Origin of the sequence: Protofrankia sp. BMG5.30 (assembly GCF_001983005.1) — a bacterium.
Taxonomy (GTDB): domain Bacteria; phylum Actinomycetota; class Actinomycetes; order Frankiales; family Frankiaceae; genus Protofrankia; species Protofrankia coriariae.
The window spans coordinates 120451-133499 of record NZ_MOME01000017.1 but is presented as its reverse complement, the minus strand read 5'-3'; the positions used below and the strand labels follow the sequence as shown (position 1 = coordinate 133499).

Here is a 13049-nt window from a genome sequence, read left to right as displayed (position 1 = left end):
TCAGGCTCCCTTGGCAAGTTCGAGATGCGCGATGGTCGGTGCGACGGCCAGCTCTGCCGCCGGCTGCGCGAGCAGCCGGCGCAACGCCGCCGCGACGCGTTGCGAGACCTTCGCGGGCAGACCGTGCCGGGACCAGACGGCCAGCGGCAGCGGCGCCGGCCTGGGCAGGTCGTCGCGGGCGACGAGCCCTTCGGGGGTCTGGCCCAGAGTGGCCATCAGGGCGACCCCGAGGCCAGCCCCGACCGCCGCCTGCACGCCGGCGAGCTGAATGGCCTCCGCACTGATCACCGCGGGGATCGCGTGGAACGCCAGGGTTTCCAGCGCCCGGGTACGCAGCGCGCAGGGCTGGTCGAAGGCCACTACCGGTATCGGCTGCGCCTGCGCCGGCCGCCGCCAGGTGGGGGCGGAGTACCAGATCAGCTCCAGCTCGCCGACCGGCCATGCGCGCGGGTCGTCGGCCAGGTCGAGTAACAGCGCCAGGTCGACCCGGCCGGCCTCGAGCCCTTCGCGCAGCTTGGTGCCGCGGTCGATGCGGAAGCGGACCCGGTAGTGGGGCAGCGACTGCTCCAGCACCGCGGCGAGGAACGGCAGCAGTTGGGCCGCGCCGTGCTCGGTCGATCCGATGACCACCGTCTCCTCGGTTTCCAGGCCGAAGCGGTGCAGGGTCTCGTCGTGCAGGCTCAGGATCCGCCGCGCCTGGGTGAGCAGGTACTCACCGTCACGGGTGAGGCGAGAACCGCGCCCTTGGCGCTCGATCAGAACCTGTCCTGTCGCGGATTCGAGGCGGCGCACATGCTGACTCACCGCGGCCTGGCTGAGATGCAGAGACGACGCAGCCCGCTGGAAACCGCCACAATCCGCGACAGCTACGAAGCTGCGCAGCGGAGCGATGTCCAGCGTCTGTCTCATGCCAGTCAGGCTACTCGGCAAAACTATCATGTTCATCAAACTGGTGAAAAATCCATCGCGAGATGCGATAGATCGCCATCGCGAAGCATTGTTGGACATCTGGTCACCCACATCGCATGCTCATCGGCATGACCCAGTCGGCCACCGTGCTGCTCACGTGTTGTCGCTGGTTGGACCTTGCGCGCAGTCACTGTTGACCTGCATCGCTGTCCCCCGCGTCGCCGTTCTCATCGGCACGCGCTGTCACTGACCTGACCGGCCGCCGTGCGGCCGCCGCCCACCGGGCGGCRCAAGGCCCTCTCTCCCCCGCTTCATCGGTACCCGCTTCATCCGCGCGCCTGTCGTGCCGGAACCGGCGTCGGTCCGGCGGATCCGGCTGTCCCGGCGCGGCCCAACCACCAGGAAGGTCCCACCGAATGTCCGCTCGCACGCTCAAACTGGGCGCCGTCCTCCTCGGAGTCGGCGGCCCTGGGCAGCACAACACCTGGCTCAGCCCTGAGATCCCGGGCAACGCCAGTGTGGACGTCCGCTGGTACATCGCCCGGGCACGGCAGGCGGAGGCCGCGAAGTTCGATCACGTCTTCATCGTGGACAGCCAGTTCATCACCCCGGACTCGCCGAACCACTATCTCAGCCGGCTCGAGCCACTGACGCTGCTGTCCGCGATCGCCGTGCACACCAGCCACATCGGCCTGGTGGGTACGATCACCACCTCCTACAACGAGCCGTTCAACGTCGCCCGCCGGCTGGCCTCGCTCGACCACATCAGCGGCGGCCGGGCCGGCTGGAACGTCGTCACCAGCGGTGACGCCGGGACGGCGGGCAACTACAGCCGCGACGAGCACTACGACTATGCGACCCGGTACGGGCGGGCGCTCGAACACGTCCAGGTCGCCCAGGGGCTGTGGGACTCCTACGAGGCCGACGCCTTCCCGCGCGACCGGGAACGCGGCGTGTTCTTCGACCGCAGCCGCCAGCACGCGCTGCGGCACAGGGGCGAGTACTTCTCGGTGGTCGGGCCGCTCAACCTGGAGCGCACCCCCCAGGGCCAGCCGGTCATCTTCCAGGCAGGCGACTCCGAGGAAGGCCGTGACCTGGGCGCGAGCATCGCCGACGCGATCTTCACCCATGCTCGGACGCTCGAGCAGGCGCGGGCGTTCCGCAGCGAGCTGCGGGCGCGGGTGGCGACCAGGGGGCGCAACCCCGAGCACCTGCTCGTCGTCCCGGGGATCTTCCCGATCGTCGCCGACACCGACGAGGAGGCCCACGCCAAGGAGGATGCGATCCTCGGCGCGAAGAGCTTCGAGCGGGCGCTGGCCGAACTCGGCCGCCCCTTCGGCTGGCACGACTTCTCCCGGTACGACCTGGACGCGCCGTTCCCCGAGGTCGGCGACGTCGGCGCGCGCAGCTTCCGGACCCATGCGGAGAAGATCAAGAAGCTGGCCCAGGAAAGAAACCTCACGCTGCGTCAGGTGGTCGAACACCAGCTCCAGGAGCAGCGCTCGCCCTTCGTCGGTTCGCCGCGCACCGTCGCGGACGAGATCGAGCGCTGGTTCGACGGCGGCGGCTTCGACGGCATCAACATCGCCGTGACGGTGCCCAGCGAGTTCGCTCTGTTCATCGAGAAGGTGCTGCCGATCCTGCGCGAACGCGGCGTCGTCCGCAGCGAGTACGAGTCGACGACGCTGCGTGGCAACCTCGGCCTGCCCGCCCCGGAGAACCGGTACACCGCGGCCCGCCGCCAGCGGCAACAGCCTGCCGCCACCACCGCGGCCGCCGACACCGCCGACACCGCCGACACCCCCGACACCCCAGCCGCCGACACCGGCTCCGCGCCCGCCCCCGCCGGCTGCCTCCGACCCCGCGGGTGCGGCGTCGCTCCTCGTCTCCTGAGCCCGTCTCCGCAGGTCGCGGCCTGCGCCGCACACGACATCCCGCGCGGCACCGCCCCGTCAGGCACCGCCCGCCCGGCCCACGATCCGCTCTCACCGGAGCCCGACCAGAGAAAGAAGATTATGATCTCCGAGCGACACCTGTCGTCCGCCCGCCGCTTCAGGCGTGGGTCGGTCCTCGGGGCCCTGCTGGCGCTTGCGGCCCTGCTGCTCAGTGCCTGCGGCAGCCAGGGCACCGGCTCCACCGCGGGCAGCGGCGGCTCGGCCACCCTGAAGTGGGCCTCCTCCTACTTCCCGAGCCACTGGGACCCGGTGGTCTCCGGCAGCGGTGCCCAGTTCCGCGAGCTCGCCCTGGTCTACGCGTCCCTGACCAGGACGGACGACAAGGGCAACGCGGTCCCGGACCTGGCTCAGAGCTGGACCTACAACGATGCCGGTGACGAGGTCACCTTCCACCTGCGGCCGAACCTGACGTTCAGCGACGGCACCCCGGTCAACGCCGAGGCCGTCAAGAACGCGATCGAGCGGGCCAGGACGCAGAAGAACTCGGCCCTGTTCGGCGACCTCACCTCGATCAGGTCGGTCACCACCAGTGGTGACCTCGACGCCGTCGTCCACCTCACGCAGGTCGACCACCAGATCCCGCTCCTGCTCGGCGAGCGCGTGCTGCAGATCGCCAGTCCGCAGGCCGCGGCCGACCCGGCGAAGCTCGACCAGAACCCGGTCGGCGCCGGGCCGTTCGTCATCGATCAGTTGATTCCCGGCACGAAGGCCGTCCTGAAGAAGAATCCGAGCTACTGGGACGCGACGAACATCCACATCGACCGGGTCGAGCTCGTCTCGGCTCCGGACTCGGCCACCGTGGTCTCCGGCCTGCAGACGGGTGTCTACAACTTCGCCGATGTGGCGCCGAACCAGGCCAAGGCCGCCACGGCCGCCGGCCTCGACGTCTTCGTGCAGCCCGGCTTCAACGCCTCGAACATCAGTCTGAACATCAACAAGGCGCCGTTCAACAACCCGAAGGTCGTCGACGCCGTCCGGTATGCGATCAACCGCCAGGAGTACGTCGACAAGCTCACCTTCGGCTACGGCCAGGCGACCGACCAGCCGTTCCCGGGGGGCTACGTCGCCTACGACCCGAAGTCGAAGAACCTGTACCCCTACAACCCCGAGAAGTCCAGGCAGCTCCTCACCGAGGCCGGCTACCAGCCCGGCCAGATCAAGCTGGACCTGGTCATCTCCTCGGAGAACCCGCAGGCGGAGATCGTGCAGTCGCAGCTCGCGGCGATCGGGATCACCGTCAACATCAAGATTGACAAGAACTGGGCGACGCCGTTCTTCGCCAAGGACCTGACGTTCTCGCTGTACGGCACGACCGGCCGTGACTCCGCGGCCCAGACCCTCACCGCCCACTTCGGGCCGAGCGGGCCGCTGAACCTCAGTTCCCCATACGAGCCGGCGGGGTTCGAGGAGGCGATCGCGAAGGTCCGCGGGACGCCGCTGGACGCACCGGAGTATCCGCAGGTCCTCCAGGAGGCCACCCGCGCGGGGCTGCAGAGCCAGGCGCTGATCTTCACCCACTCCTCGCCGAACCTGTTCGCCAAGAACAAGGCGATCTCCGACCTGCCCCGCAACCCCGGCCACATCGACTGGACCGGCGTCACCGTCGGTGACTAGAGGCATGCCCGGCGGATTTCGGCCAGACACGCCCTGACCCCGCCGGCCGCCATGCCCCGCAATCCAGATCCCGGTATTCCGTATTCCGTAATCCGGATCCCGGTAATCCAGATACAGGCGTCCCAGCCCGACGACATCCGTTCCGGGCCGGAGAGATTCCGGCCCGGACATATCCCGGCTGATATCCCAGTTGATATCCCGAATGATATCCCGGCTGAAGAACAGCCCAGCCCGACGAGAATTCCGACCCGAAGAGAGGAGGCAACCCCATGGCGGTGAGCACGGCTGGCTACGCGGTCGTGTCTGACCGGCGTGGACAGGTCGCCGTGGCCAGGGCGCGACGGGCGGCCGGCCGCGGCCTGGTCACCCTCGCCCGCTCGGTTTTGATCTTCGTTCCCGTCTTCCTGGTGGCGACCTTCGCGACCTTCGCGCTGAGAGCGATCAGCGGGCTCAGCCCGGCGCAGATCCAGCTCGGGGAGAGCGCCACCCCGGAGGCCGTCGCCCGGATCGAGCAGGAGTGGGGTCTCGACCGCCCCTTCCTCGCCCAGTACTGGACGTGGTTCGAGAACATCCTGCATGGTGATCTCGGCGCCAGCTGGGCCAACGGCGCCGACATCGCCACGTTGATCGGCAACGGCCTGTCCATCAGCCTGTCGGTGGCGACAGCAGCTTTGATCATTGGCATCGTCGGCGGCTTCGCGCTGGGTGCGCTGGCCGCGCTGCGCCGCACCACCTGGATCGACCGGGCGATCACCGGCTTCACCACGATCATCTCGGTGACGCCGCCGTTCGTGGTCGGCATCGTCCTGGTCTCAATCTTCGCCGTCGGGCTGGGCTGGTTCCCCTCCGCCGGGTACGTCCCGGCAAGCGCGGGCGCCTGGCCGTGGCTCTCCCACGTCCTGCTGCCCGCGCTGGCTCTGAGCTTCGACACGGTCGCGGACGTCGCCCGGCAGCTGCGGGCCGGCCTCATCGCCGCCTACCAGGAGAACTACGTGATCGGCGCGGTGGTGCGGGGGCTGAGCCCGCGGCGGATCTTCTTCCGGCACGTGCTGCGCAACGGTACCGGGCCGGCCCTCGCGGTGCTCGGCCTGAAGTTCCCCATGCTCATCGGCAGCTCGGTCGTCACCGAGTGGATCTTCGGGCTGCAGGGGTTCGGGCGGTTCGCCAACGACGCGGCCCAGGCCGGTGACGTGCCGGCCGTCCAGGGCGTGCTGGTCATCTCGATCGTCCTGGTCGTCACCTTCAACCTGATCGTCAACATCATCCTGGCCCGGGTCACCCCGGCCTCGCAGYGGGGGCTGTGACATGGTCCGTCGCATCCTTGGCCTGAACGCGGGCCGCATCGCCGTCGGCGTCCTGTCCGTGATCATCCTGCTGGCGGCCCTCGGCCCGGTGCTGGCCCCGCACGACCCGCTCGAGACGAGCCCACAGACGCTCGCCGGCCCGTCCTGGTCGCACTGGCTCGGCACCGACTACCTGGGCCGGGACGTGTTCAGCCGGCTGCTCGACGGGTCCCGCACCAGTGTGCTCGGCGCCCTGCAGGTCGTGCTGATCGCGCTGGTGGTGGGAGTGATCCCCGGCATCCTGTCGGTGTACCTGGGCCGTCTGTTCGAGTGGTGCACGCTGCGGATCACCGACACCCTCGTCGCGCTGCCGTTCCTGGTGTACGCCGTGGCCGTTACCGCGCTGCTCGGCAACGGAATCCCGCAGGCGATGTTCGTCGTCGGCGTGCTCGTCTCGCCGCTGTTCTACCGGGTGTCGCGGGCGGCGACGCTGGCGGTCGCCCGGTCCCAGTACGTCGAGGCGGCGCTGATCGCCGGGGCGTCGGTCGGCCTGGTCGTGCGCCGGCACGTGTGGGGGAAGGTGCTGCCACCGATCACGGTGGCGCTGGCTTATACCATCGGCACCGGCTTCGTCGTCGTCTCCAGCCTGACCTTCCTCGGCATCGGCGTGCAGCCACCGGCACCGACCTGGGGTGGGCTGCTCGCCTCCGCCCTGGGCTACCTGGCGTACCAGCCGTGGGCCCCGATCGCGCCCGCCGTCATGATCATGGCGACGGTCTGGGGCAGCAACCTGCTGGCCGACGCGATCCGCGACGTCTCCGGCGAGGCCGGACGGGCGCTGCTGAACAGCCGCAGGGCACGCGCCCACCGCGCCGGCACTGTCGACAACCCCGAACCGCTCTCCGTCGGAGGTGCTGCCCGATGAGCACGGCCCTTCCCAACAGCACGGCCCTTCCCAACAGCACGGCTCTCCCCGACGGCACGGCCCCCGCCGCGGACGCCCCCGCGACACCCGCGGCGGAGACGGCCGCGGCGGACGCCGCCGTGCTGGTGGCCCGGGACATACGGATCCGGGACGGGGTCAACGACCGGGAGATCGTGCACGGCGTCTCGTTCGAGCTGCGGCCCGGCAGGGCGCTCGGCATCGTCGGCGAGTCCGGCAGCGGCAAGACGCTGACCTGCCGGGCGCTCCTCGGCATCCTGCCCGAGCACCTCACCGTGTCCGACGGGTCGATCGAGATCGTCGGCCGGGATATCGCCGGCCTGACCACCCGGGAGTGGACCGGCCTGCGCGGGTCGACGATCAGCGCGGTGTTCCAGGACCCCGCGTCCTACCTCAACCCGTCCGTCAAGGTCGGGACGCAGATCGCCGAGGTCATCCGGGTCAAGCTGGGCCTGGGCCGGCGGGCGGCACGGCACCGCACCTTCGAACTGCTGGCCGCGGTGCACCTGCGCAACCCCGAACTGGTCTACGACCAGTACGCCTTCGAACTGTCCGGCGGGATGCTCCAGCGGATCCTGATCGCCGCGGCGATCGCCGCCGGCCCACAGGTGCTCATCGCCGACGAGGTGACCACCGCGCTCGACGTCACCGTGCAGGCCGAGATCCTCGACCTGCTGGCCGACCTGCAGGAGCGGACCGGGCTCGCGCTCGTGGTCGTCTCGCACGACCTGGCCGTCGTCGCGCAGGTGTGCGACGAGGWCCTGGTGATGCGCCAGGGCGACGTCGTCGAGCACGGGGCGACCGCGGACGTGCTCTACCGCCCGCGGCACGAGTACACCAGGCTGCTGATCGCCGAGCACGAGCAGTACGGCCTGGAACGGTACCTGGACAGCCCGACCGGCCCCGACGAGCGGAAGGTGCTCGACGGTGTCCACTGACGTGCCGACCGACGACGACCGGCCGGTTCTCGACGTCGCCGGCCTCGAGGTGCACTACGGACGGGGGCGCAGGCGACGCCGGGCGCTGCACGGCGCCTCTCTGACGGTGCACAGCGGTGAGACCGTCGGTGTGATCGGAGAGACAGGCTCGGGCAAATCGACCTTCGCCCGAGCGGTGCTGGGCCTGGTGCGCTCCTCCGGCGGCCGGATCCGCATCGCCGGCGAGGAGGTCTCCGGATACTCCCACCAGCAGTGGCGGGCGCTGCGCCGACGCGGCGTCGTCCAGTACGTGTTCCAGGACCCGCTGCGCAGCCTCGACCCGGACCTCAGCGTCGGGGAGTCGCTGATCGAGCCGTTGCTGATCCAGGGCGTGCCCCGCCAGGAGGCGATCGCCCGCGGCCGCGCCTACCTCGCCCGGGTCCGCCTGGACGAGGAGCTGTTCGCCCTGCTGCCCGGGGAGCTCTCCGGCGGCCAGCGCCAGCGCGTCGCCGTGGCGCGGGCCCTGGTCGCCGAGCCCGCCCTGATCATCCTGGACGAGCCGGTCAGCGCGCTCGACTCCGCCAACCGGGTGGGCGTCCTGGAGATCCTCAAGGAGCTGCGGGACGCCGGCGTCGCACTGATCTTCATCTCGCACGACCTCGGGTCCGTCGCCGGCGTCGCCGACCGGATCGCAGTGCTCTACCAGGGCGAGCTTGTCGAGGTGGGCGACGCCCGCGCGATCATCAACACCCCGCGGCACCCTTACACCCGCCTGCTCGTCGGCTCGGCGCCCACGCTGCGCTCCGCCGCCACCCGCGCCGAACGCGAGGCGCTGCGCGCCCTGCTGCACGCCTGACCCCACGAGTTCCGCCGCGCTCCTGCTCCCCGCCGGTCTCCGCCTGCCGGCCTGATCTCCGTCGATCCGCCGGCCGCCCCGGTCCCACCGGTCCCGGCCGACTTTCGCCGAAGAGGAGAAGAGGAAACGACATGACCCGCAAGCTCCACCTTGCTCTGAGCGCCTACGGCGTCGGTGGCCCCGGCCAGCACGGCCTGTGGAAGGACCAGCGTGTCCCGAAGAACGCCAGTGTCGACATCAACTACTACATCCAGCAGGCGCAGACCGCCGAGCGGGCGCTGTTCGACGCGTTCTTCATCGTCGACAGCCAGTTCATCAACGCCAGCTACCCGGCGCACTATCTCAACCGGCTCGAGCCGCTGACGCTGCTGTCGGCGGTCGCGACCCACACCAGCGCCCTCGGCCTGGTCGGCACGGCCAGCTCGACGTACAACTCGCCGTTCAACCTCGCCCGGCGGTTCGCCTCGCTGGACCACATCAGCGGCGGGCGCGCCGGCTGGAACGTCGTCACCAGCTTCGACACCCAGACGTCCCGCAACTACGGGCTGGACGAGCACCTCGACTACGGCACCCGGTACGGCCGTGCCCTGGAGGCGGTGCGGGTGGTGCGCGGGCTGTGGGACTCCTACGAGGACGACGCCTTCCCCGCCGACGTCGAGCGCGACGTCTTCCTCGACCCGACCAGACTGCACGCCCTCAACCACGTCGGCGGGCACTTCAGGGTGGCCGGGCCGCTGAACCTGTCGCGGTCGCCGCAGGGCCAGCCGGTGATCTTCCAGGCCGGGGTCTCCGAGGAGGGACGCAACCTGGCCGCCCACATCGCGGAGGGCATCTACGCCCCCGGCGAGTCGCTGCCGCGGGCACAGGAGTACTACCACGACGTCAAGACACGCGCCGCCGCGCTCGGCCGCGAACCCGGCCACGTGGTCATCTTCGTCGGCGCCAGCCCCGTCATCGGCGACACCGACGAGGAGGCGCACCGCGTCTCCCGCGAGATCTTCGAGGCCGACAACGACTTCGACCGCAAGCTCGCCTTCCTCGGCCGCGCTTTCGGCGCCTACGACTTCGGCCAGCACGACCTCGACGCCCCGTTCCCCGACATCGCGCACCTGGCCGAGAAGGGCGGCCGCACCCACGGCCTGGAGATCGTCCGGCGGGCCCGCGAGGCCGGTCAGACCCTGCGCCAGGTCGTCGAGACCCTCACCGAGTACCGGCCGTCACCGTTCACCGGCGCCCCGGACACCGTCGCCGACACCATCGAGCACTGGTTCCGGACCGGCGCGGCAGACGGCCTGAACCTGCGCTTCCGCACCCACGACGACCTGGAGCGCTTCATCGGCGACGTGGTCCCGCTGCTGCAGAAGCGCGGCCTGTTCCGCACCGAGTACGAGGGCGGCACCCTGCGCGAGAACCTCGGCCTGCCGTTCCCCGTCAACCGCCACACCCTGGAGCGCGCGGCGGCCGCGGCCGGCACCGCCGTGGACGCCGGCACCGCCGTGGACGCCGGTGCCGGCACCGGGCTCGGGACCGTGGCCGCCGGCGTCGCGGGTGGTGCGGCATGACCGCGTCGGTGACGGCGTACTCGGTGACAGGTGGGCGCGACATCCACACCGTGCGGTTCCCGGCCGCCACCCCGCCGACCGAGGTCGACGTGCTGATCGTCGGCGCCGGCCCGGTGGGCCTGTCGGCCGCGGTCGAGCTCACCGCCCGCGGGGTCGAGGTCGCGGTCGTCGACCGGGCCCGTGCCGCGACGCTGGTCCGGGCCGGCGCGATGGGCCACAACTCGCGGACGGTGGAACACTTCCGCCGCTGGGGGCTGCTGCAGCGGATCCGGGACGAGTGGACCTTCCCACCGGAGTGGAACCGGGGCATCCGCCTGGTCACCTCCCTCGTCGGCCACGAGCTGGGCGAGCCCCGGCGCCCGTCCTTCACCGGGCCACTCGGCGGCGGGCCGTTCACCGGCCGCCACTCGTCGCAGGAGGCGCTGCGCCGTCCGCAGACCGCGCTGCAGCAGGTCTTCCTCACCCATCTGGGTGAACGCGGTGTCAGCGTCTCCGGCGGCTGGCGGCTGGACGCGCTGCGAGAGCGCACCGACCACGTCGAGGCCGTTCTCCTCGCGGCCGGCTCCCCCACAGCCAGCATCCCTGAAGCAGGATCTCCCGAGGGCGGCGCCGTGCGGCGGACCGTCCGGGCGCGGTACGTGATCGGCGCGGACGGCGGCAGCAGCACGGTCCGCGGGCTGGCCGGCATCGAGCGCGAGGGTGAGTACRCCACCGAGAAACGGCTGCGGCTCATCGTCCGCACCGGCGACATCGCGGACGTCGTCGGCGCGGCGCCCAGCGGCACCAACATCGTCTTCAACCAGCGGGCCTCGGGCTTCCTGGCGGCGGTGAGCACCCGTGAGTGGCGGGTGTACGCCGGGCCGTACCCACTCGGCTACGAGCCCCCCGAGGCCGAGCTGCTCGGCATCGCCCGGGCGGCGTTCGGCTTCGACCTGGACCTGGAACTGGTCTCGGCGACGACCTTCTACGACGCCACCCGGATCGCGCGGACGTTCCGCCGCGGGCGGGTGCTGCTGGCCGGTGACGCCGCCCATGTGCGCACTCCGGGCGGCAACCTGGGCGAGGGCTTCGGCGACGTCGCCAACCTCGGCTGGAAGCTCGCCGCCGTACTCGCCGGCCAGGCACCCGACACCCTGCTGGACTCCTACGACCAGGAGCGCCGCCGGCACAACTGGCGGGTCGCCGACCACGCGCTGGAGCGCGGCCGGCAGTCGCAGGCGCTGCTGGCGGAGCTGCGCGAGCTTGGCATCCCCGACGACGCCGACACCAGCGCGCAGGCGCGGCGGCGGCGCGCCGAGATCAGCGCCCGCATCGCCCGGAACCCGTTCGCCGCGGCCGGTGTGACCTTCGACGAGCGTTACGACGCATCCGCGGTGATCTGGTACGAGGACGGCCAGTCGGACACGGAGCCGCCGTGGCACGCGGACCACTACGAGGACGACCCGCGCCCGGGCCACCGCGCGCCGGACGGCTTCGTCGACCCCTACGGCGACACGTTCTACGACCGGATCGGCAACAACTTCGCGCTGCTGGTGCTGTCCGCGGACCGGGCCGTGGACAGCACCGCGGACCGGGCCGTGGAGCGGGCGTTCGTCGCCGAGGCGACGGCCCGCGCGCTGCCGTTCACGGTCGTCCACCTCACCGATCCGTCGGCCCGCGCGCTGTACGGCGCCGACAACGTGCTGGTCCGTCCCGACCAGCACGTGGCCTGGCGCGGCGGCGAGCTCCCCACCGGCGGCGCCGGGGCCGTCCTCGACCTCGTCCTCGGAGCGGACGTCCCCGCGGCGGTCCGCCCCGCGGCCCCCGCCCGCCCGGTGCCCGCGGACGCCGTCCCGGCTCCCGCCGTTCCCGCCGTTCCCGCCGGCGCCGCTCCCATCGGTGCCGTCCCGGCTCCGGCGGGCGCATCCGCATCCGCATCCGCCCAGTCGACCCTGAAAGGCGCCAGCGCATGACCGATCGGCCCGGCGGCCGGCCGCGTTTCCGGCTCGGCTTCCTCACCCACGTCCAGGGACGTGCCGACGACCGGGGACGTACCGACTTCACGGCGGCCTACCGCGACGCCCAGGAGCTGTTCGTCGTCGCCGACGAGCTCGGCTTCGACGTCGGCTGGGTGGCCCAGCACCACGTGTCGCTGGGCGGCGGTGGCCTGCCTTCACCGTGGACGTTCCTGGCCTACGCCGCCGCCCGCACCAGGCACATCCGGCTCGCCACCGCGATCACGGTCCTGCCGTTGGAGGACCCGGTGCGGCTGGCCGAGGACGTGGCGGTCGTCGACACCCTCAGCGGCGGCCGGGTCGAGATCGGCGTCGGCAGCGGCGGCAGCGAGCTTGAGTACGCCGCGTTCGGCCGGGACGTGGCCCACAAGCGCGAGCTGACCAGCGAAGGGCTGGCAGTACTGCGCAGGGCGCTCGCGAACGAGGAGGTCGGCGCGCCCGGGTTCACCATCCAGCCGGCCGCCCGCGATTTCACCGACCGGGTCTGGCAGGGCGTCTTCAGCCAGCCAGGCGCGGAGTACGCCGCGGCGGCGGGCTCGAACCTGCTGCTCAACCGGGCCACCTACGGCTATGACGAGCCCACCGACGAGGTGCAGCGGCCCTGGGCGGACGCCTACCTCGCCGCCTGGGAGCAGCCGCGGGCGCCGCGCATCGGGCTGTCGCGGTTCATCTTCCCAGCGGCCGACCGCCRCACCGCGCTGGCCCAGATCGGCCCGGACGTCCTCGCGGCCGCCCAGCGGTTCTCCGTGCGCGGTGCCTTCCCAGCGGGGATCGACACCGAGGAGGCGCTGCGCCGCTTCCACTCCTTCTACGGCCATCCCGACGAGCTGATCGAACAGTTGCGCCGGGAGCGGGTGCTGCCGGTCGCCACCGACCTGATCGCTCAGTTCAACCCGGCGGTGGTCGACCAGGACGCGGCGATCCGGGCGCTTGAGCTCATCGCCACCGAGGTCGCCCCCGCACTGGGCTGGCAGCCCGTGTCCACCGCCGAGCCCGAACTGGCAGGAGCCTGAAAG

The 13049-nt window shown here is 71.4% G+C and carries 9 protein-coding genes and 1 pseudogene; 9 read left to right on the top strand and 1 reads right to left on the bottom strand.

Going from position 1 to position 13049, the window contains the following annotated elements; genetic code table 11:
- Entirely contained in the window at positions 1–909 is a 909-nt protein-coding gene (locus BL254_RS11555) for a LysR family transcriptional regulator (RefSeq protein ID WP_047221779.1), read from the bottom strand.
- A gap of 416 nt (positions 910–1325) precedes the next feature.
- Here BL254_RS11555 and BL254_RS29385 point away from each other — a divergent pair.
- From BL254_RS29385 to BL254_RS11510, 9 genes and pseudogenes are all read left to right on the top strand, one after another.
- Positions 1326–2684, top strand: a pseudogene (locus BL254_RS29385) (LLM class flavin-dependent oxidoreductase); the annotation flags it as partial.
- 240 nt (positions 2685–2924) lie between these two features.
- Positions 2925–4478 carry an ABC transporter substrate-binding protein gene (locus BL254_RS29380; protein ID WP_047221861.1) on the top strand — a complete coding sequence of 518 codons (1554 nt, stop codon included), beginning with the start codon at positions 2925–2927 and terminating at the stop codon, positions 4476–4478.
- Between the two features lie 269 nt (positions 4479–4747).
- Positions 4748–5782, top strand: coding sequence for an ABC transporter permease (locus BL254_RS11540; RefSeq protein WP_076843295.1), 1035 nt, complete (start codon positions 4748–4750; stop codon positions 5780–5782).
- Between the two features lies 1 nt (position 5783).
- Entirely contained in the window at positions 5784–6686 is a 903-nt protein-coding gene (locus BL254_RS11535; RefSeq protein WP_047221781.1) for an ABC transporter permease, read from the top strand.
- Complete coding sequence (locus tag BL254_RS11530) at positions 6683–7642, top strand: ABC transporter ATP-binding protein (protein WP_076843294.1); 960 nt, start codon at positions 6683–6685, stop codon at positions 7640–7642. The genes BL254_RS11535 and BL254_RS11530 overlap by 4 nt, the downstream gene beginning before the upstream one ends.
- Positions 7632–8477 (top strand): ABC transporter ATP-binding protein, encoded by an 846-nt coding sequence (locus BL254_RS11525; RefSeq protein WP_076843293.1) that lies wholly within the window; start codon positions 7632–7634, stop codon positions 8475–8477. The genes BL254_RS11530 and BL254_RS11525 overlap by 11 nt, the downstream gene beginning before the upstream one ends.
- A gap of 131 nt (positions 8478–8608) precedes the next feature.
- The gene (locus tag BL254_RS11520) at positions 8609–10039 is read left to right on the top strand and encodes an NtaA/DmoA family FMN-dependent monooxygenase (protein WP_076843292.1); all 1431 of its coding nucleotides are present in this window, start codon (positions 8609–8611) and stop codon (positions 10037–10039) included.
- Entirely contained in the window at positions 10036–11991 is a 1956-nt protein-coding gene (locus tag BL254_RS11515; protein WP_083730997.1) for an FAD-dependent oxidoreductase, read from the top strand. The genes BL254_RS11520 and BL254_RS11515 overlap by 4 nt, the downstream gene beginning before the upstream one ends.
- Positions 11988–13046 (top strand): LLM class flavin-dependent oxidoreductase, encoded by a 1059-nt coding sequence (locus BL254_RS11510; RefSeq protein ID WP_076843291.1) that lies wholly within the window; start codon positions 11988–11990, stop codon positions 13044–13046. The genes BL254_RS11515 and BL254_RS11510 overlap by 4 nt, the downstream gene beginning before the upstream one ends.
- The last annotated feature ends 3 nt before the right edge of the window (positions 13047–13049 follow it).